Origin of the sequence: Hoeflea phototrophica DFL-43 (assembly GCF_000154705.2) — a bacterium.
Lineage (GTDB): Bacteria > Pseudomonadota > Alphaproteobacteria > Rhizobiales > Rhizobiaceae > Hoeflea > Hoeflea phototrophica.
This window is the reverse complement of sequence record NZ_CM002917.1, coordinates 724,337-750,977: the sequence shown is the minus strand read 5'-3', so window position 1 is coordinate 750,977 and position 26,641 is coordinate 724,337. Positions and strand designations below refer to the sequence as shown.

Here is a 26,641-nt window from a genome sequence, read left to right as displayed (position 1 = left end):
AAGCCTCAGACAGGCGTCACCGAAAAGGCAAGCCGCCGGATCTCGGAAAGCGGATGCCCGACAAAGGACTGCACGCCGATCGCAACCTGATCGGGCCGCAGCCCACTCATGAAATCAGCAAGACCCTCGCTGGTTTGCGGGAAGGTTTCCTTGAACCAGAGCACATGAGACAGCGAGCGCGCATCGGGACGATGCCCGGCACCACCCAGGATTTCATCGGCAAAGCGGCCATAGATCATGCATTCGGAGATGTCGCGCGAGGCAATCACCGCCCGGATCCAGCTCTTGCCGGATCGTGCTTCAACGTGGTCGAGGAGGGCACGCGCGGTATCCATGCGCCAGGCGACCATGTTTGAAATGTAGTCGTGCGCCGGGTCGGGCCGCTGCGGCAGGCCGAGTATATCACCGGCATGGGCGAGCCAGGCCAGATGGCCCGGAGTGGCATCATGCGCACCATTGTCAGCGCGGAACATGCGCAGCCGGCCATCGCTCCACAGATCCGCGGGATCGAAGGGGCGGACGAGCACCACATCGGAATCAATCGACAAAAGGGCATCGGCCTCGACAAGGCGGGACATGGCGAGACGGCGCAATTGCTGGGCATGCCAGCCACGCAGCGGCAGGGAGAAGGGTGAAAGCCAGACCCGGCGCCTGCCCAGGCTGAAGGGATCCGGAAACGCCCGCAACCAGGCGGGAAACAATTCGGATTCGCTGACCACCGTCCGCTTGGCACCTTCAAGCGTCTTGAAGAGTTTGACGTCGTTGTCCTCGACCAGCAGATAATGATGGCATTGGCCTTGCATGAACCGGTCCATGCTCTCGCACAAGAGCGCACACCGCTCAAAATCGGCGACATAGGAAGCGGTCATGATGGCAGTCTTCATGGAAACTTCGGCCCGTTTGACAATGCTGCTCTTGATGGCGAACTGAACGTGCATCAGGATTGATACAGCATGCCGCCTCCGAGACCCGGTGTGGCGCTACGCCATGATCCGGTTGTTCCGGTTGGTTCCCGCCAGCTTGTATCTCAGAAGATTAAAAAGAAAGACAGGATTTCCCAGAATGTAACGCCGCCACAGCCGTGAGGGTTCCTGGATTAGTCGCCAGAGCCATTCGATGCGCAGATCGCGAAAATATTTCGGCGCCCGTGCAACCGAGCCGGAGACAAAATCGAACAGCGCGCCGACACCAAAGACGACACGGCCATGTCCGGGCCGGATGTGGCTATCGATCCAGAGTTCCTGGGCGGGGCTGCCAAGCGCGACCAGAGTGATGTCCGGATCCAGCTCAGCGAGCCTGTCAAGCACCGCCTCGCTGTCTGCCTGATCGAAATATCCATCAGACACCGCATGAAAGCGATGCCAGGGCGTGGCCGCCTGGAAATTGACAAGCGCCTTGGCGAGGATTTCCGGCCGGGCGCCGATCAATGCGATGGTCAATGGCCTTTCGATATGCACCAGCACAGCGGGAATGAGATCGGTGCCGTTCAGATTGGCTGGGAAAGCGGTGCCATAGAGGGTACGTGAGGCAATGTCGACGCCGACGCCATCGGGCAGCACTTCACACCGGCGAAGCCCCTGCCAGTAGGTCTGATTGCGCATAGCCAGATTGGCATTGTTGGCGTTGAGGAAATTGAAGATCCGCTGAGGCCCGTCAGCATTGAGGGCCTCTTCCACATTGCGCAGAGCATCCCCCCATTTGAGTGCCGCGACGCGAATACCCATGATATCGCGATGTTGTTCACAGTGTTGTTCTTGCATCAAGTTTCCAAGCCCACTTCGGGCACCGGCCTGCCAATTTGGTTCGCCGTGCATCCGCATTTGGTATTAGCATCTCCTGAAAAGGCTCGCATTGCGGATCACCAATCTCGGTTAAACCTCCTGTTAATCTTTTGTTAACCATGACTTGGCCAGTCCGCCAATCCGCTTGAAAGCCCCTGTTTCAGACCTTCCAACTGGCGCTTGTGGAATGTTCGCCCGTCGCTGTCGGTGCTGTTGCCCATGCGGGCAGTTTCGATTTGCGCCTGCAAGGCTTCGGCGAAGGCAGCCGGGTCGTCGGCACGGACACAATTGGCGGGGATCTCCGCGATCCCGCGCAGGGCATTGGCCGTCGCAACGGCCGGCAGGCCCATTTCAAAGGTCTCGATGGTCTTCAACTGAACCCCTGTGCCAGTCTGGGACACCAGCGGAATGATGCGGCAGGAGCGGACGAAGTCGCGAGCGTCAGGCACACGGCCAAGAAACCGAACATTGGAGGGGGCTTCGGGCATCTGCGATCCGAACCCTCCGGCAATCGCAATGCTGAAATCGTCCGGCAGCAACGGGACGACATGATCCAGGAACCAGTCAAGACCGGCGCGATTGGCAGCCCAGCTCCAGGAGCCGATCATGCCGGCATCATAGAGTGGCGTGCGCGGGCTCGCGGGCTCAGGTGGGACCACGGAGGTGACCAGCGGCAAGGTCGTGGAACGGCCTTGCTTGTCCAGGCCAAGATCGATCCGGTCCGCTTCCGAAAGAGTGAAGACGTGACGGGCGGCGGAGCATAGCTCGTCCTCGAGGCGAGCCAGAAGCCTTGCATCCCGGGCGTAGAGCATGCGGGTCAGGGTGTTTGAAGCCAGTCCGGCATTGGAGGCGGCGGTGCGGCTTTCGACATTGTGGGCGATGAACACATGCGGATAGGGCTTGAAAATGTCGTGGAACGCGCCTGACAGCTGCACCGAATTGAGGATCAGCCCGTCAACCGGCCCTAAGGAATCCAGCGCGGCCTGGACGGCGGCCGGGCTCACCGCATGCATCTTGGCGACGGACACCGGCTCGCCATGAACGAACGCATTCTTGAGCCACAGCGCTTTCTGGAGCTTTCCAACACGGGCATTGGTGACTTCCATCTCACCCAGAAGCCTTGTCTCGCCAGTGGCGGCCGCCTGATGGCCGGGCTGAAGGAACCCGATGACCGAAAGCTTGTGGCCCAAAAGACGGATGGCATCGGCAATCACCCGGTTGGCGATGTCATAGCCTGAGGCAGGTGCAGCTACAGGCACCAGCGACGAAATGAAAACGAAATGCATGCGCGATCCCATCAATTGCAGCATCCCGTCATACCGCAATCCCTTGAAGGGCTGGTTAAGCACCCCGTGCAAATGCTTTGAGTGGACTTCAGGCAATCTTCAGATTCGTGTGTTTGGATGGCGGACATTCGAAGGAAGACGGCCATGCTGCCAGATCGCAAAGAGATTACCCAGAAGGCCCGTTCCGCGGGCCTGAAACCCGAAGCAGTGCGGGTTGCCATAACCTTGCCGACCTTTCGCAGGCCGGAGCACCTTTTGGCGACGTTGAATTCGCTGGAAGCTCAGGGCCTTGGTTCTGAGGTCGCGGTCATCGTTATGGACAATGATGCCGAGGGGCTCGAGGGTGCTGAGGCTGCGGCAAAATGGTTCGAGACATCAGCGCTGAACGGTCTGGTGATCGTCGCTCATGAACGCGGCAATTGTCATGCCTACAATGCCGGATGGCACACCGCTCTGGCTGAATTTCCCGGCTTGTCGCACATCGCGGTGATCGATGATGATGAGCTCGCCGGACCGGCATGGCTGGAAAGGCTTTTGAACACAGCAGAGCGCACCGGAGCTGATCTGGTTGGCGGGCCACAGGCGCCGGTGTTTTCCGATCCGGCACTTGAGCGCTGGCGGACGCATCCGGTTTTCCGGCCACACTATGCCACGACCGGCCCGGTTCCGATCCTCTATTCGTCAGGCAATGTGCTGATCTCGCGCAAGGTGCTTGACGCCATGCCACATCCGTTTCTTGACCCTGCTTTCAACTTCATTGGCGGCGGCGACAGCGATTTCTACCGCCGCGCCAAGGCGAAAGGCTTCAAATTCGCCTGGTGCGCGGAAGCGGTTGTGATGGAGACCCTGCCCGCGCGCCGTGCCGAGTTCTCCTGGCTCAATGCCCGGTCCCTGCGCAATGGCGCGATTTCGGCGATCATAGAGAAACGTCTGAACCCCGGCTTTGCCGGGCGTCTGCGGCGGCTTGCCAAATCACTGGCGCTGCTTGCCGCATCTCCCCTGCGCGGTGTGCGACTGTGGATCCAGAGTGGCTCAGCGGTGATCGGGCTCTATCACATGCAGGTGGCCACCGGACGGTTGATGGCCGAGGTCGGCCTCGTCAACGAGCAGTACCGGAATCCCGAAAGCAACTGAAGCGGCCCGCTACTGCGATGGAGCTGCACCGGCCTCAGCAGGTTTTGAGGCGGGTTTTCCCTCGCTTCCAACCGGATCGCCTTCCTTGATGTTCAGGTTACCGCCACCACCCATGTTGGACCGGATATCCTCCTTGGAGAGGTAGTCGATCTGCTCGACCAGCACGTCATGGAACACCTTGTCTCCAAGGCGTTCATTTATGGAGTCGCGAATATGCGCCTTAAAGCCTTCGAGATCGAACCGCTTCATGTTCGGAAAATCGATCAGGTTGTCGCCCACCAATGACGTATAGAGAGCGTCGGTGACCAGATCCTTGACGGGAATGGTCATCAATGCGGCCTTTGATGGATCAATGGTGTAGGACAGGCGGGTGAGGAAATAGCCCGTCACTCTGCCTCCGCTGATCACTGGGATCGAGGTGACATCGCCACGAATGGTTTCAAGCCCGCCAAACAGGGCCGGAACCGGCTCTTCATCCTCCGGCGTATTGGCCATCTGCACCGAGAAATAAACTGACGCGAGCGCCACCACCGAGATCCACACGCCGGTGATCAGCAGTTTGATCATGACAGACTATAGCCCTGGAACTGTTCCGCCGAGTAGGTTCCGTCGGCTTCGGATTCCGCCACGCTCTCCTTGATCATATCGGCGATGTCGCGTACCGCGTCCATATGCGCCTTGACCTTGGCCTGGTTGACATCGAGCTTGGCGCGAACACTGTCGAGCCGGCGTTTGTGGCCCGGAGCAAGCTGGCCTGGACGAATATTCTTGAACAACATCGTCATGTCGTAGAGGCAACGGCTCTTCAGAGCATTGGAACGCTTGAGGTCATAGTCACGTTCAACGCCCAGCGCCTTGTTCTCGGCGTCGATGACGGTTTCAAGGCGGGAGAGGACGAGTTGAATACGTTGATCCTGTGTGTGGGCTTCGGTCATGGCCATCATGCTCTCCAAGCGGTGGATCGGTTGGTGTCATTGGCAGCGTCCGACGCGTCGGATCCGTTGACATCGGCCAGGATCTGCATCTGGAACTGATTGATCATATTGGCGGCCCGGTTGGTGACGTTGGAATCAATCGCATCAGCGGATTCGGGGGCAACGCCGATCCGGTCCTCCAGCATACGGTCCGCAATGCCGATGCCGCCGCCCTTGGCCAGCACCATGCCCAATTGCTCAGCCATCATGCCTTTCCAGATTTCGCCGGCGGTGCCCTTGCCATAAAGCTCCTCGCTGTCCTGAGGCAGCATGGAGCCGATGAATTTCTGCAGGATCATCGCCTCAAAGCGCTGATAGGTTTCAGCCGTCTTGTCGACAACCCTGGCCTCGGGTGCATTGTCTGCAATGGACGCCGGGACCTCGTTTGAGGCTGGCAGAGCCGACATGCCGGTGGACGCAAGCAATTGCCGCTCAAAGGCAGGAGTCCGGGACGCGTTTTCGGCTTTGCGCACCGAAGCCGCTTCGAGCATTGCTTCAGCCTTCTGCGCCGTTGCCGGGTCTGCTGCACGTACAACATCGAGAATGAGATCGGTCGCCGTTTGAATGGACAAAGAGCTTCCCCCGCCGCCATGAATACAAGTCAACAGTCTGCCTTATGAAGCTTACGCTGGCCTTGTGCCGCAAAGGCCGGCGGAAGGTGACCGGCCATATCTCCGGGGGACTTCAACGGCGCGTCAGAGAGGATTCGAGAAGGTCCAGCAGGGACTCGTCGGACGCCGCCCGCTCTTCGTTGCCAGCTGCAGAAGCCGCCTGATCGGTGAGACGGTCTGCCTTGGTTTTTTCGGTCAGCACCCGGCGCTCCTGGACCGATTTGATGCCTTCAAGCTGCTGCGACTGGGCCGAGATCCGCTGGAACCGCTGGGCATAGTTATGAGACATGGCTGCATGAACGGGATCAAACGAGCCGACCGCTTTGACAAGCGCGTCCTGGCTTGCATCGAGTGCAGCCTGATCCCTGAGCGTGTTCGACAACTGGGTCTCCGCCATTCGCTCGATCTGGCGCTGGACCCGGACAAGGCGTGCCAGTTTTTCCGCGCGCGAGCCGGCCATCTGCTAGCGCAGCCCCATGAACAACGGGACAAAACCATCGAGAAACTGCTTGAAGAATTCCTGGGACCCGAAGAACAGAAGCAGCAAGCCACCCGCAAGAATGAACGGAATGGTGATGAAGTAGACCGGGATTGCAGGCGCCAGCTTGTTGATCAAGCCGATCGAGAGGTTGAATGCCATGCTGTAGACGAGGAACGGGCTGGCCAGCCTGAGCACGAGCATGAAAGCGCCCGCGAGCGTATCGGTGAGCGTCATCAAGGCCATCTGAGGATCAAAGCCCGAGCCCAGTGGCATGAAATCATAGGAGCGCAAGAGCGCTTCGATCACCATGTGATGAAAGTCGCTCAGGAACAGAAGCAACACCGCAGTGAAGGTGATCAACGAGGTGATATTGCCTTCCTGCTCCGTCTCCAACAGGCCACCGCCGGGTGCGGCGTTGAAGCCTATGGCCATCGACAGCCCGGTGCCGGCAAATTGCAGCGCCAAAACTATATAGCGGGCGATCAAGCCGAAGGTGACGCCGATCAGCAATTCGGTCCCGATAAGGCCGATGTAGATCCCTCCCCCGGTCTGCACGTTGGGATAGAGCGTCTCCCAGAGCATTGGCAACAGGGCCATCGAAATCGCCACGGCGATGAACAACCTGATTTGCACGGGCACACGGAAACTGGAAAACCCCGGCAACACCATGATGCAGCCACCGATCCGGCAAAACGCCGCGAACAGCGCCAGAATGGTGCCTTCGGGGTCGCTCATCATGAGATGGAACCGAGCAACTTGATCTCGACGCCCTTGGCGATCTCGACATGAGAAAGCACCGGGAGAGTTGCGAAAATCCGCTCGACAATCATGCGCACATAGGGGCGTGAGTCCGGTGACGTGACCAGAACAAACGGCACGCCCTTGTCCATATGCCCGCGGATCACCTTGGTGGCCTCTTCCGAGAACTCTTCGAGCATGCGCGGGTCAATGTCGAACTCGACGATCTCACCTTTCGGATCGCGCTTGAGCGCCTGATGGAAAGCAAGATCCCAGCGATTTCCCAGACGAAGGACATTGAGCTGACCGTTGCGGGCGATATCGCCGCAGAGCTGCTGGGCCATACGGATTCTGACATGTTCGACGATCTGTTCGGTCTTGCGGACATGGGGCGCAAGTTCCGCAACAGCCTCGAGAATGAGATGCAGGTTGCGGATAGAGACACGCTCGGCCAGCAGCAGCTTGAGCACGGCCTGGAAGCCCGAATAGGACATGTGCGACGTGCAGATTTCGTCGGCGAGCTTGCGGTATTCAGGGTCGAGACGGTCGATCAGAACCTTCATGTCTTTGTAGGACAGCAATTGCGGCAGGTTGTTGCGGATCACTTCGGACAGGTGTGTCAGCACCACCGACACATTGTCGATTGGCTGGAAGCCCTCTCGCTTGAGGTCCGCAGCAAACGTGTCAGACACCGACAACGCCGGCAGACCGAAGGCCGGTTCGCGGATCTCGTCGCCGGGAATGCTCGGGCGGCGCGGCCCGGCAAGCACCACCATCAATTCGCCGACCCGCAAGTCATTGGCGGCCACGGTGGTGCCGTGAATCCGGATCTGGTAGCTCTTTTCCTTGATGGCGATGTCGTCGGTCACCTTGATTTCCGGCACCACGAAACCGTATTGCGTGGCGAATTTCTTGCGCATCTTGGAAACCCGGAAGGCGAGTTCCTCGTGGCTGCCAAGCAGCTTGGTTGCCACCTGCTTGCCCAGCACCAGCTCGATTTCGGCCGTTTTCAGGATGGACTTGACGGAGTCCTTTTCCTTGTCTTTCTCCTCCTGCTCGCTGCGGTGAATCTCCTGCGCCTCAGCGCGCGCCAGCATGTCTCTCTGGCGGGGGATAATCCAGCTCGCGAACGCCATTCCAGAGCCCAGGATCAAAAACGGAAAGAACGGCAGGCCCGGCATAACAGCAAGCAGAAACAGCAACCCGGAGGCCGCGAACAGTGCGCGTGGGTAGCCGCCAAGCTGGTCGATAACCGCCTCGTCGGTAGACCCAAGCTGACCTCCGCGCGACACCAGCAGGCCGGCGGCCAGTGAAACGATTAGAGCTGGGATCTGGCTGACAAGACCATCGCCGACCGACAGCCGGACGAAGACATCGGCGGCTTCACCGATTTCCATATCGTGACGGGCATAGCCAATGACAATGCCCCCGAACATGTTGATCCCGGTGATCAAAAGGCCTGCAATGGCGTCACCGCGAACGAATTTGGAGGCACCGTCCATCGAACCGAAGAAGGAGCTCTCCTGCTCCAGTTCACGGCGCCGGTCGCGCGCCTCGGTCTCGTTGATCATTCCGGCGGACAGGTCGGCGTCGATCGCCATCTGCTTGCCGGGAATTGCGTCGAGGGTAAAGCGGGCACCCACTTCGGCGATACGGGTGGCGCCCTTGGTGATAACGATGAAATTGACCGTCACCAGGATAAGGAACACGATGAGCCCGATGACGAAGTCACCGGACATCACCATCTGCGAAAAGCCGCCGATCACATTGCCTGCAGCATCGGGGCCAAGATGTCCCTCCGACAGGATCACCCGAGTGGTCGCGATGTTGAGCGACAGGCGCATCATGGTGGCGATCAGCAGAATGGTCGGAAACGAGGAGAAATCCAGCGGGCGCCTGATCCACAATGCCACCATCAGGATAAGCACCGAGAAGGCGATCGAGAAAGCCAGGCCCATATCAATCAGAAAGGCCGGGATCGGGAGAAACAGGATGGACAGGATGACGACAATGCCAAAGGCAAAGCCCATGTCCTTTCCCTGAAAAGCCGTCTTCTGGATCGCCAGCGTTTGCGGGTCGGCCATAATCTGTGACGCTCCGGATCAACAGCGCCAGCCTCATGCCGGCGCAAATGGTCAGCCGGACCCTACGGTTTGAAGCTTGCGCGAAAATGTCAGGCATAGCTGGTGACAGCGTCTGCGGGTTGGCTCACCGAGCCAAAGCGCCGCCCAATCCAACGGATGGGCAAAAGGTGTGATGCTTTGAGCCATTCATGTTGCCCGCAAGGCAAGGCACAAGCGTGCCGGCGGACATGCCTTAGAAGCCGGATTCGATCCGCTGGAACACGATGTTGGTGAAGGTGGAAATCTGTGCTCCCACGAAGGGCGCGGAGACTGCGACCGTTATGAGAACGGCGACAATCTTCGGCACGAATGTCAGCGTCATTTCCTGAACCTGGGTCAGCGCCTGAACAAAGGCGATCCCGACACCGATGAACATGGCCACGCCGACTGCCGGGCCGGAGGCAACAAGCACCGTCCAGATCGCGGTCTGCACAATATCGAGGGCATCAGCTTCATTCATTTCGCGTGCCTCCTTTGGACCGGACCGTGCCGGCCTGATGTTTCGCATGCCATCGCTCATGATGGTCTGCTTTCAGCGCTGCCCATCAATGTGGGGTGTCGCGCCATAATGGCTTTGGCCAGTCTCTATTCGCGTGACCCCGAAAGGGACCCTAGGAAAGCGCCGTGGGTCAGCGGATCGATACTCCCGGACCGACAACAACCTTAGTCCCATCCTCCAGCACTGCAACAAGCCCATCCGAATAGACCTGAACCTCTTCAATGGTTCCTGAAACGGTCTCATCATTGCTGGTAATGGTGCGTCCGATCAGCGATCCAGCCTGACTGAGGCTTGAGGACTGGAGAAGCTCCTCGAGATGCTTGTTGGTCTGAATGGTCTGTTCAACCTGGCTGAATGTCGCAAGCTGTGCGATCTGCTCTGTTGAATCCATCGGATCGGTCGGATCCTGGTTTTTCATCTGCTCCACAAGAAGAGTCAGGAAGGTGTCATAATCGAGAGTCGCCTTGTTCGCTGCAGTATCTGCAGCTGACCCCTGAGATCTCGAGGCCGCGGCAAGTGGGCTTATGTCCATGGTGCCAACTCCTTACGAATCTGTTCGATTGTGCCGGTCGGCATGCCAGGCGTGTTGAGAATTTGCTCCTCGATCGGATACAGTGCGCGGATTGCCTTCAGCGCCTCGAAAGCACGGCCCTGGGTGACCATACCGTCAATGTGCTTGAGCTCCGACAGGACCTCTTCGTTCTTGAAGCAGGTCAGCAACATGACCACCGATTTGCGGAACATGGCCATGGCCTGGTCCGCACCTTCGGGATTGATCAACATCATCTGAACGATGAAATACAGCTGGCGAAGCGGCGTTGTGGCCTGCTCGGGCTGGAGCACGTGATTTTCAAGAAGGAAAGTGACGTCGTTGAGAAACTCGAGTGCCACCTTGCGGTCAACACGGAGCACGGCTCCGTTGATGAAGATGCGTTCACCCGCTTTCAGCGATATGCGCAGTGAGCTTTTCATTTCAGCCCGTCCCTGATGATGATCGAAATGTCGATGATGCCCTGGAAATTGTTCGATTCACGCTTCCGGATGCGCTCGCTTTCCTTGATGATCCATATCCCTATGGAAATCAGGTTGGCGCGGAGCTCTTCCTCCAGCTGGTTTTCCGGCGAGGCCAGATCCTCAACGAAGCGAACCCAGAGACGGCTGACGAAGTAAACAGCTTCGATGGCCTCACGCGATTCCACACCTTTGGCCTTGGCCGCGGTTAGCAAGGAGATGGAATGATTGATCGCCTCACGCTCGCGCTCGCGAGCTTCGGCAACGCCATCTTCCTGAACATCCGCATAGGAAAACTGGTACATTCAGACGCCCTTCATGTTTGTCCATTTGCTCCCCCGGATACCCCGGGGTTATGCACTTACAAATAATTCATCAGGTTCAACTGCTGGATACGGGCGGTGAGCGTGTAGGACGTCTCCACCTGAGTCAGCAATGATTGCATTCTTGTAGACGCCTCATAGCCGTCCACACCTTCGATATCGTTGAGATGCAGCTTCATGATGCGAACCTGCGCTTCAATGGCTTCGTTCGCCTTGGCGACCCGGTTTTCGGAAACACCAAGATTGCTGCGTTCGTTGTCGATGCCCGTGACAGCCTGACCAGCGTATTCGATCGCTTTTTCGTTGACCGAGGCCCGGACCTCACTGGATATGGGAGAATCCATCAGTTCAATGCCAATGATTGCGGCGAGCGCAAAGCTGCGCATGCCGGTCCCATTGGCATTGGCACTTGAATCAACCACCTCGTTGGTGCGGATACGGCTCGAGATATTGGTGTCGGATGCGCTCGACCAGTTGGTATTCCAATTCGGTCCCATGAACTCGGGTTCGAGCACATTGTCGATGAAATTGTCCATCTGGGCAGTCGTAATGCCGGCGGCAGCGGGGTCATCCTGGGTAAACCCGAAATGCCCCAGAAACAGTGTATCAAAGGCCGCTTTCGCCCCCGACCCCGGTTCAAGATAGTCATCAACCGGCTTGACGTCGGTATTGATCCCGGAAAACAGGTACTCGCCGTTGACCGAGGTGTTGATTGACGAGGTGAACAACTCGAGCGATGCTTCGACATCGCGCCGCATAACATTCAACTTGGGTTCATCGTCGGTGCCATTGGCAACAATGAAGGCTTCCAGCATCTGCTGGGCCGCATCTGACATGGCTGCCAGTGACAATTGAGAGGTGGAAAGCCTCTGAGTGACCAAAGCATTGGAATCCTGAATGGTTTCCAACCGCTGCACGTCGCGGTGATGCGATACGCTGGTGGAGGTTTTCGCGCCGAGTGAGAGGCCGATGTCCGCGAATCGACCCGTGACAACTTCCTCCTGAAGTTTCTGAATTTCCACCTGGCCACGGCTGATCGTCATCCGCATGGAATTCTGAATGGCGAGGTTGGATATGAAGCTGGTTTTCATGAACTTACCTCACCACCGACATGAGAGCTTGCAGCATCTCATCAACCGCGGATATCAACCGCGCTGATGCCTTGTAGGACTGCTCGAGCTCAAGCAGCATCGACATTTCCTCATCAATAGAAACGCCTGTGTCGTTCGAGTAAGCTTCCTCGGCGCGAAACATGAAGGCTTCGCGGGTCTGTGCGGCAGAATCGGCTTCACTTCGATTGAGTTCGAGCCAGCCGATTGAATCAGCGGCAAAATCAAGGAGGCTGGTCGATGTTGACAAGCCCGCCGTTGCGTCGAAACCGGTGGGGTTGTCAATGGCCACGACGAAGGAGTCGAGCTGGGCGGAGAAGCTGGCGGCGCCCGCCGGGTTGGCGTTGTAGGCCGCACCGTTGATCCCACCATCGCGGAGCAACTTCGGATCGCCGCCCAGCGACGGGACAAGTGCCGGATTGACCGTGATCGTTGCGGAAATCCCTGGAACAAGGGTGGATCCGGCAGGAACCGTGCCTCCACTCCAGGTAAACAGCCCCGGCTCATCAGGCAATGTGGGCGTTGCCGACTGATCTGTTTCAGCAAAGCTGACAACCAGCGCACGCGCGATTTCATCAAGCTGGGTCTGCAATTTTGGCGCGATATCGTCACGAATCTGGAGCAGCCCCTGAATCGTTCCCTTCGCCGTGGAGCTGGATCCCTGTCCCGCAGGCAACGGAACACCGTCCACATAGACGCCATTGCCCTGTATAGTCGCCGAGAAGCCCGCGGAGCTGTCAAAGGTTACCGGACGTGCGACCGTTTCGAACAGTGTGGTGCCGTCAGAGGTGTACAGTGCCATGTCGTTGCCGCTGCGGGTGATCGGCGTTACTCCGATGATCTGGCTGATCTGCTTGAGCAATGAATCCCGGTCATCGAGATGGGCGGAGACGTCCCGCCTCGCTTGCGTGCCCTGATAAACATTGTTGTTGGCCGTTTCAAAACGGCTAAGCAACTCATTAAGATTGTCCACTTCACGCTGGATTTCCTGGTCAGCATCCAACCGGACACGCTGGACTGCCGCAGAACCATCCCGGAGACCGGCAGCAAGGATCTGAGCGTCCGCGATAGTTGACTGCGCAAGAGTGTTTTCACCCGGCTGGGCCGCGAAGGTTGACAAGGTGTCGCGCAGTGTCCCGAGAAGCGCGGCGGGGGATTGTTCGTAATCGTTGCCGCCGAAAATTCCCTTCAGAGTCGTCAGCCCCGTGAGCAGGCTCTGCTGCCCGGAGGAAGATGACGCACTCTTGATGCTCTGCTGGAAGAGCGCTTGATCCTGCGCCCGCTGGATTGAAACAACCTGCGCACCGTAGACGTTGGTCGAAAGCGCAGCATTGCGGCGATTGTAGTCCGGATTGGACGCATTGGCGATGTTGCGCGAGACAATGTTCGTCTGTGTCGAGGTGTTCGACAAGGACGTTTGCGCTGTGTTGATCGCCGTAGTCAGTGACATTGCCGGGGTATCCTACCTCTCGGTTGACGGGTTAGCGCTTGAGATTGACGAGGACTTCCATCAGGTCTGAACCTGTCTGGAAGACTTTCGAATTCGCTGTGTAGCTTCGCTGGGCTGCGATCATGTCGGTGAGCTCCTCGGCGATATCAACGTTCGAGCTTTCAAGCGCGCCCGACACGACCTTGCCGAATGATCCCGAACCGGCGAAGCCAGTGGTAATAACACCGGAATCGAGACCCTGCGAATAGACATTGCCAGCAAGCGGCCGCAGCTTGTCCGGGCTGGTGACATCTGCCAGCGCCACACGGTAAAGCGGCTCGAGGGTTCCGTTCTCGTATGATGCAAAGATTGTTCCGTCTTCCGAAATTTCGATATCGGTCACGGTGCTTGGCTTGCTGCCGTTCACATTCGCATCGTCGACGGTGAAGGCGTAGTTGAGCTGGCTCATGTTGCTCAGGTCAATGGTCAGGCCTGCACCGCCGGGAACCGTAAAGGAGATGTCGGTGGCACTCGCACCTGCCAACTGACCATTGAGCGGATCGAATTGCAGTGTTGTTGTTGCCAGCGGAGCACTTGCATAGGGGAATGATGTCCCTGCCGAAGCGCCGGCGCGGTCATAAACCGTCACTTCCCAGGTATTGGTCGCTGTCTTGGTGTAGTAAAAGTCCAGCAGGACTTCACCGCCCAGATTGTCGATCGCGATAAGCGAGCTCTTGGATGTATAATCCGCTGTTGCCGAGTTGGTGGATGGAAGATCAGCGGCTGGAACGATCGTTGCGCCTTCGTCCAGGTTTGCCTGAAAATATCCCGTGGTCGACGGCGCTGCTGTCAGACTGCCGGCCGATACGTTGACCGGGACCAGTCCGTCAAAGCCATTGACGACCGGCGTCGGGGTACCGCTTTCATAGTTATATCCCATCAACCGGAAACCGGCAGCGTTTACCAGAAACCCTTCCCCATCGGGGACAAAAGATCCCGCACGAGTGAGGAACGGCAGACCATTGTCATCTGTGACGATGAAGAAGCCGCTGCCGTCAAGCGCCATGTCCGTTTTTGAAGATGTGAACTCAAGCGCACCGGCCTGGCTGATCGAATAGCGAACATCCGTTGTCACCGCGCCCGAATTGTATGACCCAGCGCTGCCTGGAAGAATAAGAGATGAAAATTCCGCGGATGCTCTTTTGTAGCCTGTCGTATTGGCATTGGCCATGTTGTCGGCAACCGTGCCCAACCGGTTGGCCTGGGCGTTCATTCCGGAAGCGCCGGTGCGCATCATTCCATACAGGCTCATCGCTTTATCCCTCGTTTCATACGGTATTCCAGACTATCTGGCGGGCCTTGCGTGAACCTGTTTCCCTGCATCGTTGGCGCGACGCCCGACCTTTGGTTTTTGGCCGGGTTTCGCATGCTCATTTCCAGTCGATCAGATAGCCGAGAAACCGCTTGGAATCGATCGGATCGAAACCAAGCCGCTTGCGCAGCTTCTTGCGCAGCTTGGATATGTGGCTTTCAACCACGTTCTCTTCGACATCTTCATCAAAGATTCCGTAGATCGCATTGAAAATCTGCTGCTTTGTCACCCGCCGACCGCGGTTTGCAACGAGATATTCGAGAATACGGCGCTCGCGCCTTGGCAGAGCAAATATTCTGCCCTCCAACTCCGGGTCACGTCCATCAGAGAACACCCGGATCGGGCCAACATCGGTATGATTGGAAAGCGCCTTGAGGCGTCGGCGAATGGCCGCCGCCCTTGCCATGATCTCGCGCGGATGGACCGGCTTGCGCACCACGTCATCGACGCCACTGTCGAAGAAGGCAAGGGTCGATTCAAGAGAGGGTGTATCGCTGACAGCGATCACCGGAGCCTGTGACCGGTCGCGGATTGCACGCGGCAAATCCAGTGTCAGTTCACCCTGCCCAATAAGGAATGCTTCTACCGCGTCCAAATCTGAATCGGCCGCCGTGTTTACCCATTCGCCAAACTCAAAGGAATCAAAACCTGCCGAGGGCACGCCCTCTCGCCCAAACAGGGCCGTATAGCCGTCTTTTACCAATTGTCTATCATCAACCACTACGATCATTCGTCCGCCTCCGAATCAGTGTGGTACATCGCCACCCAAGAAGTACGAAGCGGCTGAATCTCGGTAAACTATGAAAATCACATGGTGGAATTTAATAATTGATTAACCATGTTTTCCACTGATTTGGCCACATTTAGTGGTCCTTCTGTGGATAGACACAATATTTCTCGGGAAAAGTTAACAAGACGTTAATTTAGTGCTTGCAGTATTAACGTTTGCCTTGTTGCGGTCAAAACCGTTAATTTTTGCTATCCGATCCATATTTTCTATCAATGGTTGTTTTTTGAGTGTCATTCGCAGAATGCGCGGGCGGGTGCGGTCCATGCTCCGTGACCCGTTGCAACGAGGTTTGAAATGACTCTGCAGATGTAGCGCTTCTGCGCGGGGTTGTTGTTTGGCCCGGCATGGTAACGCGCGACCGCCATAGTCCAAGTTTCATGCCGTGCGTGAAGACGGGCCAGAAAGCGTGCCGCATAATCAACATTTGCATGCGGATCGAGCATCGCATCCACAGAGGAGAATTCAGCACCGTGATAGCGGTGATTGATCTGCATGCAGCCCAGATCGATCAACCGCTTGCCCTCGGATCTGGCTTGCTTGAATTCCTGCAATGCCTGCTCACGGTTTTTTGCGAACACTGTTCTGCCTTCAATGTTGAGAGCGTAAGGATGCAGGGAGCCTTTGCGACCAGTCTCGGCCAGGCCGACGGAATGCAATATTCCGGGCGGAACGCCATGGACACGTGCGGCGGTAAGAATTTCAGCCTCGCATGCCCCAGCTGACGCATAGGCAGGCGCAATCGCAGCATCTTTAGAGATAGACCCCGTCAGAACGGCCAGCATCAGGAGTTGAATAAGGTTTTTGATCATGTCCCTGTCCATCACCCTTACTGCCAAACTGACTGCGGCCACCCTGGCCACCGGATTCCTTGCCGGATGCCTGGGCATCACCAGAACCGGGATCCTGGAAGCCACCCTGGGCTCCGGCTTGCTGCTGTGTCTGGTTCGAGCCGCGGTCTGGACCGGCCACGTGCTGAATGTTGATCTGTTCAACACCGAACCCCTGACCGCGAAGGGCTTTGAGGATCGCCTGGTTGTCGTCGCTGAGTTGGCGATAGGCTTCCGCGGTCTGAACCTTGATATCAACTGTCAGCTCTTCACCGGACAGTTTGAGAACTGCGGTTACGCTACCAAGCGAAATCGGGTGGAGCTGAAGCTTGAGCGTATGCACCATTTGCCCCGACTGCGGTTGTCCCGGAATTGCAGCCGATTGCGCCGATGCCGCGCTTTGAGCCCGCTGCGCACTCTGTCCGGCGTCGGCCAGAGAACGGGCCAGCATCTGAGCGTTGCCGCCCATGGCTTGCGTGGCCATAAAGCGGCGTGATTCCACGACTTCGACATTTTGTACCTTGCCGTCGAGACGATCTTCCTGCTGACGGCCTTCCGAAGCAGCGCCATTGCGGGTTTCCAGAATGAGGGGCTTTTCGGATTCCCGGCGTGCCGGTCCGGTCTCTGTGCCGATACCCTCTGCACGCGCGGATTGCTTGGTGTCCGAAGACTTCTTCTCGCCGCGATCCTGCGCTGCCTCGTTGCCCGCGGGTCTGTTTGAAGCGGCCGTGCCATTGGCAGCGGCCGCCGCCGCCGGGGCGCTTGTTGTTGTTGCCGCGGCCACAGGCGTATTCGTTTGTACTGCAGCATCTGCACCTGCACCTGCACCTGCACCTGCACCGGCACCTGCACCTGCCTGTTCACTGCCACCAGCCTTGGCAGACGTTTCGGTATCACCCTCGCTTTCAGCAAGCTCGGGATCAAGCTGTTCGTCCTGCTCTCCGCCCGCATCCGCATCGGTTTCGGCGTCAGTTTTGCTCTCTTCGGCCGACGAATTTTCGGCATTGGCCGCAGCCGCCACTACCCCGTCCAGCAAGGCCAGCATGTCGTCCGAACCGTCCTTTTCAGAAACCTCCCCGGTCTCCTCACCGGTTGCTTCCGCTTCCTTCGCGGGTTCCTTGCCTGAGGGTGCGTCGGTGCGAGTGGACTTTTCATCGGTCCGGCGGTTCTGACCGGACAGAAGCTTTGAAAATGGATCGGCATCGGACGGGCTACGGTCGTCAGATGCACCAGCATCGTTCTGCCTGACCGGCGGCCGGGCAGGAACCTGACGCTGCGTAATCATATCCAAGGCGCTCACGATCCTTGATCCTCTGCAATACCCTCAAGCATCTGGTCGATGCGTTCGAGTGTCTTTTTCCTGTCCGAGACATATCCTTCGAAGACTTTGACCGCGGCTTGGGTCTCTTCATCCATCTCCGCGATCTGCTCCAGTTCGGGCACCTCAACCTGCCCCTCGTCTTCGGCTATACCGGTAAGATCCGCATCTTGCTCCGGAGCATTCGGCTCGTTCAACATGGGCGAGAATGCTTGCGTGAGGCTGTTGGGGTCAGGTTTGCGTATCACTTCCGCGGCAACAATCTGCGCAGCGGTCCGCAGAGCGCGGTCGCGAGGCGACAATTGCCGTTCCGAAACGGCGTTCAGCTCCTCAAGCACCGCATCGACACCATCGGTCGGCACCTTGGCCATGCCGGCATAAAGGTCGGCCAGGGCCAGAGGTATCCTGTCCTCCGGGCTCGCCAGTTCCTCGGCCTTTCCGGACGCGAAGACAGCGAGATCGCGCAAGCCGGAGATGACAGCCTTTCGTGCAATACGAAGATAGACTTCACGTTTGCGCGGCCGGTCCATGAAGGTGAGGATCGCGTTCAACTGGTCATCGCCGACCTTTTCGTAGTTCAGCACCACGAGATCCACCAGCAGATCCGCATACTGGCCAGCATACGGCGAGTTGATGAAACGACGCGCATAGAGCTGCGCATATTCGAGGGCCTCATCAACCATGTTCTGAGCCGCTGCGATGAACAGCGAGCGACGCAACGCTGCCTCCTCAACCAGTGTTCCCGGCGCGGTCAATCGTGCCCAGTCAAACAGTTCGAGCGCCGCCGGGTCATTCAGTGCAGCAGTCACATTTGCGGCGATCAAGGTGAGGTAGGGACCGATCCTGCTATCGCGGTATATCGCGACCACTTCGGCCAAAGTGGTCTGGGTTTTCGCGGCACGCCCGTTTAGATAGGCGCGGAGCACGGTTGTTATCTCGTTGTCGAAATTGCCGAACTTGTCCTGCAGCGCAAGAATTTCGAGCGTTTCAGGATTGCCGCCGCTCATAGCGTAGATCAATGCCGCGTCAACATTCCGCGGGTCGTCAAACACACTCTGGTCGGCAGCACGCAAGCGGCTGTCGATCACGCCAAGGAGAAACCTTTGCATCTCCATGGCGGAATGGTCACCGAGCACAACCGCATCCTGCACGTATTGCAGGGACCGAATAAGCTTGTAGGGCTCAAGCCCATCAAGGTCGCTGGGCATGGGGAAGTCACTTGCCTTGATTCCATCAACGGCTTCGTTGGCAATCATTGCGCCGGATGCGGCATCTGGTCCGGACGGCGCGGCAGCTTCCACGCCCACGCTCTGCGCATCCCCAGCGGAAGGCGCACTGCTTTCGCCGCCTTGAAGATCAGCAGCCTGGCTTCCATTCTCAACCCCGTCTGCGCCAAGGCCATCCGCACCATCGGGTTGTGCGGCACCGCCATCGGCGGCCTGCCCGGCTGTCGTTGCCGGGTCGACAAACGGTGGATACCCGACCGTGGGATCAAAGATCAGAGCTCTGGAGTCGCTGCTGCCGGGTGCTGGGTCTTGCTGCCCGTCGGCAGTATGCCTCTTGTCTTGGCCGGTGGGCGGGGGCTGTGGTGCCGCAGGCTCCTCTGCCGACGCCGCGAAAGCAAACATCGCCGCAAAGGCGGCGAAGCTCACAACAATCGGGCGGGCAAGGCGCGGCATGGTTTAACTGCCTCCCGCCTCGACAAGAATTTCGATCCGTCGGTTGACCTCGGAAAGCGGATTGTCGGGATCCTTGAGGCGCCGATCGGCAAACCCGGACACCTGGCTTATCCGCTCCTCGGACAAACCTCCCCGCACAAGCATGTAATAGGCTGAATGGGCGCGGGCCAGCGAAAGCCGCCAGTTGTCATCCGTGTCAGATGCGAACGGCCTGGCATCGGTGTGTCCGCGAATGGCAATTGCACCATCCCGCTCAGCCAGGACTTCGCCAATCTTTTCCATCGCGATGACCAGGTCACGGCCCGGCACGGCAGAGCCGACATTGAACATGCCGAAATCCAGCTGATCCGTGATGGAAACCAGCAACCCGCCCTCGGCCGGCTCTACGACCAGTCCTTCAGCCAGTTTGCCAAGCGCGCCGCCAAGTGCCTTCATGATGTCTTCCTTGAGAACATCGGCCTCGGCCAACTGCTCGAGCAATTGCTCGGGGGTCAAGGCTCCAGTCCCCCCGTCTCCCGCCATCTGTGCGGACAAATCGCCAGCCGGGCCATCAGCATCGGTTGGGTCTTGCAGAGGCTCCTTATCGACAGGGCTCTCCGGCAAGCGGTTGTTTGCGAAGGTCTCCACCTCGAACATCGACTGGCTTTCCTCAAGCGTATCGCTGTCCTTCTCCACGCTTTTTGACCAAAAGTCGGGGTCAAAGGGATCGCGATACGCCTCACCGCCCGAAGCCCCGGTGGCAGGGCCGGATTGGGCCGCACCACCATCGCCCTTGTCCGATACATTCGTCTGGGTGCCGGTTTCCTGGGCGATCTCTGCCAGCACGGAATAGGGATTTTCAAAGTAATCGGCTTCGGAGTAATCCTGCTTCTCGCCAGCTGTCGAATTCTTCTGGGAGCCCGCTTCACCGGCCTGACCGGTGGTGGATTCGTCCCCCTCGGTTTTGGACTTCGGTGCGGTGGCTTCACCTTCCGCACTCTTGCCGACCTGCTTGATTCCCTTGTCGGCCGGCTTGTCATCCATCAACTTGATCGGATTGAAGTAACTCGCAATCGCCGCCTTGGTTTCTTCGTTGGACGCATTGACCAACCACATCACGAGGAAGAAGGCCATCATTGCGGTCATGAAGTCCGCATAGGCAATCTTCCAAACGCCGCCATGATGTCCATCATCACCACCGCCGCCGCGGCGCTTTACGATGATGATCTCGTTCTTACCCTGGTGGGTGGAGTCCGTCATGCCAAGCTCTCCTTGAGCGCATTGCTCCAATCGGAGAGCCTCGTGGCCAATGTGGTGCGGTCGACTTCCACCTCAATATCAAACTGTTCAACGTGGTTTACAGAAATCCGTTCTGCGTCTCCGCCGAGGATTTCGCACAACGTTGTCACCAGACCTTCAGGACCCGAGACAGTGATCTTGCCCGAATTGTCCAGTGCCAGCACGCTGTGGATTTCATTTGCAAGCCGCTCAAGCAGCAGGGAACGAACGGTCTCATCCAGCAGTGGCACCAGAATTTCCGCCACATCGGCAGCGATCGCCTCGGCGATGCCGGCGCTACGGGTTGCGATTGCCTGGGGGATGGATTGCGCGGCCAAGGTCTCCATCTCGGCACGCAAGGCAGCGATTTCGGCAGCGTGCCTTTGTGCTTCGGCTTCGCGTTCGGCTGCGTGGTGCGCTTCAAGCTCTGCGCGTGCAGCAGCCTCGCCTTCTGCAAAGGCTTCGGCTCGAACCGCATCCACATCGACCGCGGGCTCAGCCGGTGACGGTGGCGAACCTGCCAGCGAGTCATCCGGCATCCCCGAGAGCGAACGAATGGCAGGCAATTCGAAGTCCGGCAGGAACCTGGCGAGGCTGGCCGTCATGATCGTCTCCGATGCGAGGCGTTGGCTGGCATAAGCCCGGTCAAAATCCTTCCTTTCAGAAAACGAAGATGCGCCCGCGCCAAACTGGCTTGTGCGGTCGTGCGCGGTGGAAACCTAGCCAGCAAAACTTGCGTGAGCATGAACGCATTTGTGGCGGGCTTGTCCGGTCGCAGCGCAACTGAACGCATGATGATTGGGCGTAACAAGACCTGACCAAAAAGCCGCTGAACCGTACCAAGGGCAATTTTGGCACGGTCCAGCTGATCCACCACGACCGATGACCGGCGGCATGGCAGAGTATGTTCACGCTGCATGCTCCCGAAAGGGAGCTGCACCAGCTTACTGCTGGAAGAGCGCGAGGATGTTCTGAGAGTTGTTGTTTGCGATCGACAAGGACTGAATGCCGAGCTGCTGCTGCGTCTGCAGCGCTTTGAGCCGGGTCGATTCCTCGTTCATATCGGCATCCACCAATCGCCCGATACCACTGTCGATCGAGTCCATCAGGTTTGCGACGAAATCCTCTTGCATATCGATGCGTTTGGAAATCGCACCAAGATTAGAGGCGGCGTCTGTCATATCGCTGAACATCGAGTCGACAACACGGATCATGTCTTCGACTTCGGCATCTGTTGTGGTTGCGGTTAGCGCAATTGCTGCACCCGAGGCAGCGGTACCAGTAGTGGCACCGGTGTCGATCAGATAATAGTTTCGAGCGGTGGTCGTTGTTGCATCGGGATCAAGCGCATTGGCGTCCACGTCTCTGGTCAGGATACCGAGATTTTCACTGGCGGCGCCGATCATGGTGAGGCTGGTGACGTTGATATCCAGAGTGGTGATGCTCACCAATCCGTTGACATCGCGGTTGAAGCCGCCAACCACCGATTTGGTGCCGGCAGCGGCAGTGGACGTGTTGTTAAGCCAGTTCTCACCGGAGAACGATGCCGATTCAGAAATCGACTGCAACTGGTTCTTGAGTTCGGTGATTTCCTTGTCGATCTTTGTCTTGTCAACGCCGGGTTCTCTGGCCGCGACAAGTTTGGACTTGATTTCGGAGATAACATCGATCGAGCTGTCCATTGCCGTGTAGGCAATATCGACCTTGGCTGCACCAAGGCCAAGTGCATCCTTGACGGTCGACATTGCCTTGTTGTCCGATCGCATGGTTGTGGCGATGGACCAGTAGGCAGCGTTGTCACCGGCGTTTTCCACACGGTATCCCGAAGACACGCGTGCTTGAGTCATTTCCATTTCGGAGTTTATCGTCCGAAGGGTCTGCAGAGCCGCCATGGCGGCTGTATTGGTCATTATGCTGGTCATGAAACCTGCCCCTACTATTGCCCAGGGACATACCGGCCACTTTTCCGGTTACGGTGATCTTGCATCATGCAGACCGGAGCTGACATTGCCCATGCGTTCCGGTTCACCGTTGGTAACTAAGGTCTAAAGGTTTATGGTTAACGGCGAGTTAACTCAAGCCCTTAATCGGCAAACGACCTAAAAATCTGGAAACAAAAGAGGCCGCATCGGTGTTGATGCGGCCTCTTCCTGTAAGATTTTATGGGAAACGCCCCCAGGGCGGTTCCAGTCGGTAACGCTCTTAACGGAAGAGCGACAGAATGTTCTGCGAGTTCGAGTTGGCGATCGAGAGCGACTGGATACCCAGCTGCTGCTGAGTCTGCAGTGCTTTTAGTCGTGTCGATTCCTCGTTCATGTCCGCATCGACCAATCTGCCGATACCGCTGTCAATCGAATCCATGAGGTTGGACACGAAGTCTTGCTGCATCGAAATCCGTTTGTTGACGGCGCCGAGATTGGATGCGGCGTCGGTCATCTGCGTGAACATCGAGTCCACAGCACGGATCATATCATCGACCTGTGCATCGGTGGTGGCCGCAGTCAATGCGATAGCAGTACCGGATGCTGCGGTACCAGTGGTGGCACCGGTGTCGATCAGGAAGTAGTTCCGTGCAGTCGTGGTGGTTGCGTCAGGATCAAGTGCGTTGGCGTCGATGTCTTTGGTCAGGATGCCGAGATTTTCACTGGCGGCGCCAATAAGAGTGGTCGTTGAAGTGTTTACGTCCAGAGTGGTGATGCTCACCAATCCGTTGACATCACGGTTGAAGCCGCCAACCACGGATTTTGTTCCGGCCGCAGCAGTGGTGGTGTTGTTGAGCCAGTTCTCACCGGAGAAAGACGCCGATTCCGAGATCGAAACGAGCTGGTTCTTGAGTTCGGTGAGTTCCTTGTCGATCTTGGTCTTGTCAACACCTGGCTCACGTGCAGCGACCAGCTTGGCCTTGATTTCCGAGACCACTTCGATGGACGATTCCATACCTGTGTAGGCCACATCGACCTTTGCGGCGCCGAGACCCAGTGCGTCCTTGACGGTCGACATCGCCTGGTTGTCCGAACGCATGGTTGTTGCGATCGACCAATAAGCAGAGTTGTCGGCCGCGGTGTCGACACGATAGCCGGAGGAGATCCGGTTCTGAGTCATCTCCATGTCGGAGTTGATTGAACGTAGTGTCTGCAGTGCGGCCATTGCCGCTGAGTTTGTCATAATGCTTGTCATGGAGGTGTCCCTTTTGACAGAAAACTATGGGACATACCGGACTCAAACACCGGCAACGACGGCAAGACATCATGCCCGTCACTGTCATTCCTTCCGGACAGCGACCCGCCATTTCTTGATAAGCAGAATGACGGATCATGGTTACTGAAGGTTTAATCGCCGCAAGTTTGGGGCAAGCTTTGTCTCAAAACAGAAAAACGCCGGGGATTGCTCCCCGGCGTCTTGGTCATTTCTACCCGGTTTTCCGGGCTGTTGCGGTTCTTAACGGAACAGCGACAGCACGTTCTGCGAGTTGGAGTTGGCGATCGAAAGCGCCTGGATACCAAGCTGCTGCTGTGTCTGCAGAGCTTTCAGTCGCGTCGATTCCTCGTTCATATCCGCGTCGACCAATCGGCCAACGCCCTTGTCGATTGCATTCTGGAGATTGGCAACGAAGTCTTCCTGCATCGAGATCCGCTTGTTGACGGCACCAAGGTTCGATGCGGCATCCGTCATCTGCGTGAACATAGAGTCCACGGCGCGGATCATATCCTCGACCTGGGCGTCTGTGGTTGCCGAGGTCAGCGAGATGGCCGTACCAGAAGCCTGTGTACCGGTGGTGGAACCGGTGTCGATCAGGTAGTAGTCCCGTGCGGTGGTGGTGGTCGCATCCGGATCCAGCGCGTTGGCATCGATGTCCTTGGTCAGAATACCGAGGCTTTCATTGCCGGCGCCGATCAGCGTGGTCGAAGTTGTATTTACGTCCAGCGTGGTGATCGTTACCTGGCCAGAGGAGTCGCGGTTGAAACCACCAACCACGTTCTTCGTACCCGAAGCGGCTGTGGTGGTGTTGTTGAGCCAGTTTTCACCGGAGAACGAAGCCGATTCCGCAACGGAAACGAGCTGGTTCTTGAGTTCGGTGATTTCCTTATCGATCTTGGTCTTGTCGACGCCAGGCTCACGAGCCGCGACCAGCTTGGCCTTGATTTCCGAAACCACTTCGATCGCCGATTCCATACCGGTATAGGCGACATCGACCTTTGCAGCGCCGAGGCCGAGGGCGTCCTGAACGGTGGACAGGGCCTGGTTGTCCGAACGCATGGTGGTTGCGATCGACCAGTAAGCCGAGTTGTCAGAAGCGCTGCCGACCTTGTAGCCCGACGAAATGCGGCTCTGTGTGCTTTCCATGTCATTGTTGATCGAGCGAAGTGTCTGCAGCGCAGCCATCGCCGATGAGTTGGTCATGATGCTTGTCATTGGGATTGTCCCTTGTTTTTACGAAATACTAATAGGAGGGACATACCGGGCTTATTGATTTACCGGTCACGTCGGTTCGGCCTCATGCCTGTCGGAACCCATAGCTTCAATAAGGGTTCCTTCCCGTCATGTTGGCCATACTTTCCCATTCCGAGCTTTCGAATTAATTAATCGAGAGCGCGATTTATCGTTATTTTATATAGGGTTAATCAACTCTTAATGGCCGTCAGACGAACGAACGAACGAGGCTTCCAACAAGCAGATTCCAACCGTCGATCAGGACGAAAAAGAGGATCTTGAACGGCAGAGAAATGGCCGTTGGCGGGAGCATCATCATGCCCATCGCCATGGTGATTGTGGCAACCACCAGGTCGATCACCAGGAATGGCAGGACCACCAGAAAGCCGATTTCAAAGCCACGTCTGATCTCGGAAATCATGAAGGCGGGAACCAGAACCCGCATGTCGATCTTGCCATCAGTTTCGGTGCTTTGCCCGCGCTCGGTGGCGAGATCCACAAACAGGGCAAGATCCTTGGGACGGGTGTTGACCAGCATGAAGTCGCGGAAAGGATCAGCTATCAGCTGTATCGCCTCTTCTTCGGTGATCTGATCCTCAAGCAGTGGCGTCACGCCGTTTTCCCAGGCGCGGTCGAAGGTGGGCGCCATGACATAGAAGGTCATGAACAGAGCCAGGCTGACCAGGATCATGTTGGCAGGTGTGGTTGCCAGGCCCATGCCGGCGCGCAGAATGGCGAAGGCAATGATGAAACGCGGAAAACTGGTGACCATGATGAGGATGCCCGGTGCGACCGAAAGCACCGTAAGCAATCCGAAGGTCCGGATAATCCAACTGGCAACAGACCCATCCAGCGGTGCCTGCAGCAGGCCCGGGTCCAGTGCTTGTGCGTTTGCTGCCGTTGCAATCACCATCATGGCGACAACGGCCGATAAGAGTCGGATCATTCGATCACAAAGGTCCTGAACAGGATGTCATTAACGCGGCCCTCCGACCGCAATCTCACGCGTTCACGCAAATCATCGCGCAAATACTGAAATCCCCGTGGCCCATCAATCTGTTGAAGGGACACGGTGCGCAGATAGGACAACACGTCCTGATGGATCTGGTCGGCGAGCGCCTGGTCCGGGGCACCCCCAAACAGCAGCGACACTTCGATTCGAATCCAACTTTCGGAAGGGTACGACAGGTTTGTGGTAATCGGGTCAAGCGGAAGAACGTTTTCCCGGGATTTGTTTCCCGCTTCCTCGTCTTTTTCGGCTTCGGCGCCCTCTTCACCACTCTCCTCAGCCTCAACGGCTGCTTCCTCTTCCACGGCAACTTGCGGTGCGATCATCCCACCGACGACCCAACCACCACCACCAGCCAAACCGCTCAGCACCAGCACAACTGCGATGGTGACGATCAAGCCGGACTTTTTCTTGCCCTGTTCCTCTTCCTGGTCTTCGTTGTCAGCCATGTTTCACCCG

Annotated in this window: 28 protein-coding genes; 1 reads left to right on the top strand and 27 read right to left on the bottom strand. The window is 57.5% G+C overall.

The window, feature by feature from the left end:
- Nucleotides 1-5: 5 nt before the first annotated feature.
- From HPDFL43_RS03580 to HPDFL43_RS03570, 3 genes are all read right to left on the bottom strand, one after another.
- Nucleotides 6-884, bottom strand: a complete 879-nt coding sequence (locus tag HPDFL43_RS03580) for a DUF6492 family protein (RefSeq protein ID WP_156970177.1) — start codon at nucleotides 882-884, stop codon at nucleotides 6-8.
- 96 nt (nucleotides 885-980) lie between these two features.
- Nucleotides 981-1,760 (bottom strand): WecB/TagA/CpsF family glycosyltransferase, encoded by a 780-nt coding sequence (locus HPDFL43_RS03575; RefSeq protein ID WP_040449585.1) that lies wholly within the window; start codon nucleotides 1,758-1,760, stop codon nucleotides 981-983.
- Nucleotides 1,761-1,894: 134 nt separating this feature from the next.
- Complete coding sequence (locus tag HPDFL43_RS03570; protein WP_040449583.1) at nucleotides 1,895-3,067, bottom strand: glycosyltransferase; 1,173 nt, start codon at nucleotides 3,065-3,067, stop codon at nucleotides 1,895-1,897.
- A gap of 144 nt (nucleotides 3,068-3,211) precedes the next feature.
- On the opposite strand from HPDFL43_RS03570, the gene HPDFL43_RS03565 reads away from it, so the two are divergent.
- The gene (locus HPDFL43_RS03565) at nucleotides 3,212-4,201 is read left to right on the top strand and encodes a glycosyltransferase family 2 protein (RefSeq protein ID WP_007195878.1); all 990 of its coding nucleotides are present in this window, start codon (nucleotides 3,212-3,214) and stop codon (nucleotides 4,199-4,201) included.
- A 9-nt stretch (nucleotides 4,202-4,210) separates the two neighbouring features.
- Here the strand turns inward: HPDFL43_RS03565 and HPDFL43_RS03560 are convergent, their stop codons facing one another.
- The 24 genes from HPDFL43_RS03560 to HPDFL43_RS03445 form a co-directional block, all read right to left on the bottom strand.
- The gene (locus HPDFL43_RS03560; protein ID WP_007195877.1) at nucleotides 4,211-4,768 is read right to left on the bottom strand and encodes a hypothetical protein; all 558 of its coding nucleotides are present in this window, start codon (nucleotides 4,766-4,768) and stop codon (nucleotides 4,211-4,213) included.
- The gene (locus HPDFL43_RS03555; protein WP_156970175.1) at nucleotides 4,765-5,142 is read right to left on the bottom strand and encodes a hypothetical protein; all 378 of its coding nucleotides are present in this window, start codon (nucleotides 5,140-5,142) and stop codon (nucleotides 4,765-4,767) included. The genes HPDFL43_RS03560 and HPDFL43_RS03555 overlap by 4 nt, the downstream gene beginning before the upstream one ends.
- Nucleotides 5,142-5,747: a rod-binding protein gene (locus HPDFL43_RS03550; protein WP_007195875.1), complete on the bottom strand. Its 606-nt coding sequence runs from the start codon at nucleotides 5,745-5,747 to the stop codon at nucleotides 5,142-5,144. The genes HPDFL43_RS03555 and HPDFL43_RS03550 overlap by 1 nt, the downstream gene beginning before the upstream one ends.
- Nucleotides 5,748-5,859: 112 nt before the next feature.
- Nucleotides 5,860-6,246 (bottom strand): hypothetical protein, encoded by a 387-nt coding sequence (locus HPDFL43_RS03545; protein WP_007195874.1) that lies wholly within the window; start codon nucleotides 6,244-6,246, stop codon nucleotides 5,860-5,862.
- Nucleotides 6,247-6,249: 3 nt separating this feature from the next.
- Nucleotides 6,250-7,005 carry a flagellar biosynthetic protein FliR gene (locus HPDFL43_RS03540; RefSeq protein ID WP_007195873.1) on the bottom strand — a complete coding sequence of 252 codons (756 nt, stop codon included), beginning with the start codon at nucleotides 7,003-7,005 and terminating at the stop codon, nucleotides 6,250-6,252.
- Nucleotides 7,002-9,089, bottom strand: coding sequence for a flagellar biosynthesis protein FlhA (gene flhA, locus HPDFL43_RS03535; protein ID WP_007195872.1), 2,088 nt, complete (start codon nucleotides 9,087-9,089; stop codon nucleotides 7,002-7,004). The genes HPDFL43_RS03540 and flhA overlap by 4 nt, the downstream gene beginning before the upstream one ends.
- Nucleotides 9,090-9,321: 232 nt before the next feature.
- Nucleotides 9,322-9,588 (bottom strand): flagellar biosynthesis protein FliQ, encoded by a 267-nt coding sequence (gene fliQ / locus HPDFL43_RS03530; RefSeq protein ID WP_007195871.1) that lies wholly within the window; start codon nucleotides 9,586-9,588, stop codon nucleotides 9,322-9,324.
- 169 nt (nucleotides 9,589-9,757) lie between these two features.
- Nucleotides 9,758-10,159, bottom strand: coding sequence for a flagellar hook assembly protein FlgD (gene flgD / locus HPDFL43_RS03525; protein ID WP_007195870.1), 402 nt, complete (start codon nucleotides 10,157-10,159; stop codon nucleotides 9,758-9,760).
- Nucleotides 10,150-10,599, bottom strand: coding sequence for a flagellar biosynthesis repressor FlbT (gene flbT / locus HPDFL43_RS03520; RefSeq protein ID WP_007195869.1), 450 nt, complete (start codon nucleotides 10,597-10,599; stop codon nucleotides 10,150-10,152). The genes flgD and flbT overlap by 10 nt, the downstream gene beginning before the upstream one ends.
- Entirely contained in the window at nucleotides 10,596-10,943 is a 348-nt protein-coding gene (gene flaF, locus HPDFL43_RS03515; protein WP_007195868.1) for a flagellar biosynthesis regulator FlaF, read from the bottom strand. The genes flbT and flaF overlap by 4 nt, the downstream gene beginning before the upstream one ends.
- Before the next feature lie 56 nt (nucleotides 10,944-10,999).
- Nucleotides 11,000-12,052: a flagellar hook-associated family protein gene (locus HPDFL43_RS03510; RefSeq protein WP_007195867.1), complete on the bottom strand. Its 1,053-nt coding sequence runs from the start codon at nucleotides 12,050-12,052 to the stop codon at nucleotides 11,000-11,002.
- 4 nt (nucleotides 12,053-12,056) lie between these two features.
- Nucleotides 12,057-13,520, bottom strand: a complete 1,464-nt coding sequence (flgK, locus tag HPDFL43_RS03505; protein ID WP_007195866.1) for a flagellar hook-associated protein FlgK — start codon at nucleotides 13,518-13,520, stop codon at nucleotides 12,057-12,059.
- A 31-nt stretch (nucleotides 13,521-13,551) separates the two neighbouring features.
- Nucleotides 13,552-14,811 (bottom strand): flagellar hook protein FlgE, encoded by a 1,260-nt coding sequence (locus HPDFL43_RS03500; RefSeq protein ID WP_007195864.1) that lies wholly within the window; start codon nucleotides 14,809-14,811, stop codon nucleotides 13,552-13,554.
- Nucleotides 14,812-14,929: 118 nt separating this feature from the next.
- Nucleotides 14,930-15,601, bottom strand: coding sequence for a response regulator transcription factor (locus HPDFL43_RS03495; RefSeq protein ID WP_040449007.1), 672 nt, complete (start codon nucleotides 15,599-15,601; stop codon nucleotides 14,930-14,932).
- Between the two features lie 290 nt (nucleotides 15,602-15,891).
- Entirely contained in the window at nucleotides 15,892-16,446 is a 555-nt protein-coding gene (locus tag HPDFL43_RS03490) for a transglycosylase SLT domain-containing protein (protein WP_425348852.1), read from the bottom strand.
- Nucleotides 16,412-17,788 carry a flagellar hook-length control protein FliK gene (fliK, locus tag HPDFL43_RS21235; RefSeq protein WP_156970174.1) on the bottom strand — a complete coding sequence of 459 codons (1,377 nt, stop codon included), beginning with the start codon at nucleotides 17,786-17,788 and terminating at the stop codon, nucleotides 16,412-16,414. Before fliK ends, HPDFL43_RS03490 begins: the two co-directional genes overlap by 35 nt.
- Complete coding sequence (locus tag HPDFL43_RS03480) at nucleotides 17,785-19,485, bottom strand: chemotaxis protein (RefSeq protein WP_007195860.1); 1,701 nt, start codon at nucleotides 19,483-19,485, stop codon at nucleotides 17,785-17,787. The genes fliK and HPDFL43_RS03480 overlap by 4 nt, the downstream gene beginning before the upstream one ends.
- 3 nt (nucleotides 19,486-19,488) lie before the next feature.
- Nucleotides 19,489-20,724 carry a MotB family protein gene (locus HPDFL43_RS03475; RefSeq protein WP_007195859.1) on the bottom strand — a complete coding sequence of 412 codons (1,236 nt, stop codon included), beginning with the start codon at nucleotides 20,722-20,724 and terminating at the stop codon, nucleotides 19,489-19,491.
- On the bottom strand, nucleotides 20,721-21,347 hold the full coding sequence (locus HPDFL43_RS03470) for a hypothetical protein (protein ID WP_007195858.1): 627 nt from the start codon (nucleotides 21,345-21,347) through the stop codon (nucleotides 20,721-20,723). Before HPDFL43_RS03470 ends, HPDFL43_RS03475 begins: the two co-directional genes overlap by 4 nt.
- Nucleotides 21,348-21,686: 339 nt before the next feature.
- Nucleotides 21,687-22,664, bottom strand: coding sequence for a flagellin N-terminal helical domain-containing protein (locus HPDFL43_RS03465; protein ID WP_040449005.1), 978 nt, complete (start codon nucleotides 22,662-22,664; stop codon nucleotides 21,687-21,689).
- A gap of 280 nt (nucleotides 22,665-22,944) precedes the next feature.
- Nucleotides 22,945-23,919 (bottom strand): flagellin N-terminal helical domain-containing protein, encoded by a 975-nt coding sequence (locus tag HPDFL43_RS03460; protein ID WP_007195856.1) that lies wholly within the window; start codon nucleotides 23,917-23,919, stop codon nucleotides 22,945-22,947.
- Between the two features lie 261 nt (nucleotides 23,920-24,180).
- Nucleotides 24,181-25,155 (bottom strand): flagellin N-terminal helical domain-containing protein, encoded by a 975-nt coding sequence (locus tag HPDFL43_RS03455; RefSeq protein WP_007195855.1) that lies wholly within the window; start codon nucleotides 25,153-25,155, stop codon nucleotides 24,181-24,183.
- A gap of 226 nt (nucleotides 25,156-25,381) precedes the next feature.
- The gene (gene fliP, locus HPDFL43_RS03450; protein ID WP_007195854.1) at nucleotides 25,382-26,119 is read right to left on the bottom strand and encodes a flagellar type III secretion system pore protein FliP; all 738 of its coding nucleotides are present in this window, start codon (nucleotides 26,117-26,119) and stop codon (nucleotides 25,382-25,384) included.
- A complete protein-coding gene (locus HPDFL43_RS03445) occupies nucleotides 26,116-26,631 on the bottom strand; it encodes a flagellar basal body-associated FliL family protein (protein WP_007195853.1) in 516 nt (171 codons plus the stop codon). Before HPDFL43_RS03445 ends, fliP begins: the two co-directional genes overlap by 4 nt.
- Nucleotides 26,632-26,641 lie beyond the last annotated feature (10 nt).

Coding starts and splice junctions, on each gene's coding strand:
- HPDFL43_RS03580 (WP_156970177.1), bottom strand. CDS start 884: ATGAAGACTGCCATCATGACCGCTTCCTATGTCGCCGATTTTGAGCGG.
- HPDFL43_RS03575 (WP_040449585.1), bottom strand. CDS start 1,760: ATGCAAGAACAACACTGTGAACAACATCGCGATATCATGGGTATTCGC.
- HPDFL43_RS03570 (WP_040449583.1), bottom strand. CDS start 3,067: ATGCATTTCGTTTTCATTTCGTCGCTGGTGCCTGTAGCTGCACCTGCC.
- HPDFL43_RS03565 (WP_007195878.1), top strand. CDS start 3,212: ATGCTGCCAGATCGCAAAGAGATTACCCAGAAGGCCCGTTCCGCGGGC.
- HPDFL43_RS03560 (WP_007195877.1), bottom strand. CDS start 4,768: ATGATCAAACTGCTGATCACCGGCGTGTGGATCTCGGTGGTGGCGCTC.
- HPDFL43_RS03555 (WP_156970175.1), bottom strand. CDS start 5,142: ATGGCCATGACCGAAGCCCACACACAGGATCAACGTATTCAACTCGTC.
- HPDFL43_RS03545 (WP_007195874.1), bottom strand. CDS start 6,246: ATGGCCGGCTCGCGCGCGGAAAAACTGGCACGCCTTGTCCGGGTCCAG.
- HPDFL43_RS03540 (WP_007195873.1), bottom strand. CDS start 7,005: ATGATGAGCGACCCCGAAGGCACCATTCTGGCGCTGTTCGCGGCGTTT.
- flhA (WP_007195872.1), bottom strand. CDS start 9,089: ATGGCCGACCCGCAAACGCTGGCGATCCAGAAGACGGCTTTTCAGGGA.
- fliQ (WP_007195871.1), bottom strand. CDS start 9,588: ATGAATGAAGCTGATGCCCTCGATATTGTGCAGACCGCGATCTGGACG.
- flgD (WP_007195870.1), bottom strand. CDS start 10,159: ATGGACATAAGCCCACTTGCCGCGGCCTCGAGATCTCAGGGGTCAGCT.
- flbT (WP_007195869.1), bottom strand. CDS start 10,599: ATGAAAAGCTCACTGCGCATATCGCTGAAAGCGGGTGAACGCATCTTC.
- flaF (WP_007195868.1), bottom strand. CDS start 10,943: ATGTACCAGTTTTCCTATGCGGATGTTCAGGAAGATGGCGTTGCCGAA.
- HPDFL43_RS03510 (WP_007195867.1), bottom strand. CDS start 12,052: ATGAAAACCAGCTTCATATCCAACCTCGCCATTCAGAATTCCATGCGG.
- flgK (WP_007195866.1), bottom strand. CDS start 13,520: ATGTCACTGACTACGGCGATCAACACAGCGCAAACGTCCTTGTCGAAC.
- HPDFL43_RS03500 (WP_007195864.1), bottom strand. CDS start 14,811: ATGAGCCTGTATGGAATGATGCGCACCGGCGCTTCCGGAATGAACGCC.
- HPDFL43_RS03495 (WP_040449007.1), bottom strand. CDS start 15,601: ATGATCGTAGTGGTTGATGATAGACAATTGGTAAAAGACGGCTATACG.
- HPDFL43_RS03480 (WP_007195860.1), bottom strand. CDS start 19,485: ATGCCGCGCCTTGCCCGCCCGATTGTTGTGAGCTTCGCCGCCTTTGCG.
- HPDFL43_RS03475 (WP_007195859.1), bottom strand. CDS start 20,724: ATGACGGACTCCACCCACCAGGGTAAGAACGAGATCATCATCGTAAAG.
- HPDFL43_RS03470 (WP_007195858.1), bottom strand. CDS start 21,347: ATGACGGCCAGCCTCGCCAGGTTCCTGCCGGACTTCGAATTGCCTGCC.
- HPDFL43_RS03465 (WP_040449005.1), bottom strand. CDS start 22,664: ATGACCAGCATAATGACCAATACAGCCGCCATGGCGGCTCTGCAGACC.
- HPDFL43_RS03460 (WP_007195856.1), bottom strand. CDS start 23,919: ATGACAAGCATTATGACAAACTCAGCGGCAATGGCCGCACTGCAGACA.
- HPDFL43_RS03455 (WP_007195855.1), bottom strand. CDS start 25,155: ATGACAAGCATCATGACCAACTCATCGGCGATGGCTGCGCTGCAGACA.
- fliP (WP_007195854.1), bottom strand. CDS start 26,119: ATGATCCGACTCTTATCGGCCGTTGTCGCCATGATGGTGATTGCAACG.
- HPDFL43_RS03445 (WP_007195853.1), bottom strand. CDS start 26,631: ATGGCTGACAACGAAGACCAGGAAGAGGAACAGGGCAAGAAAAAGTCC.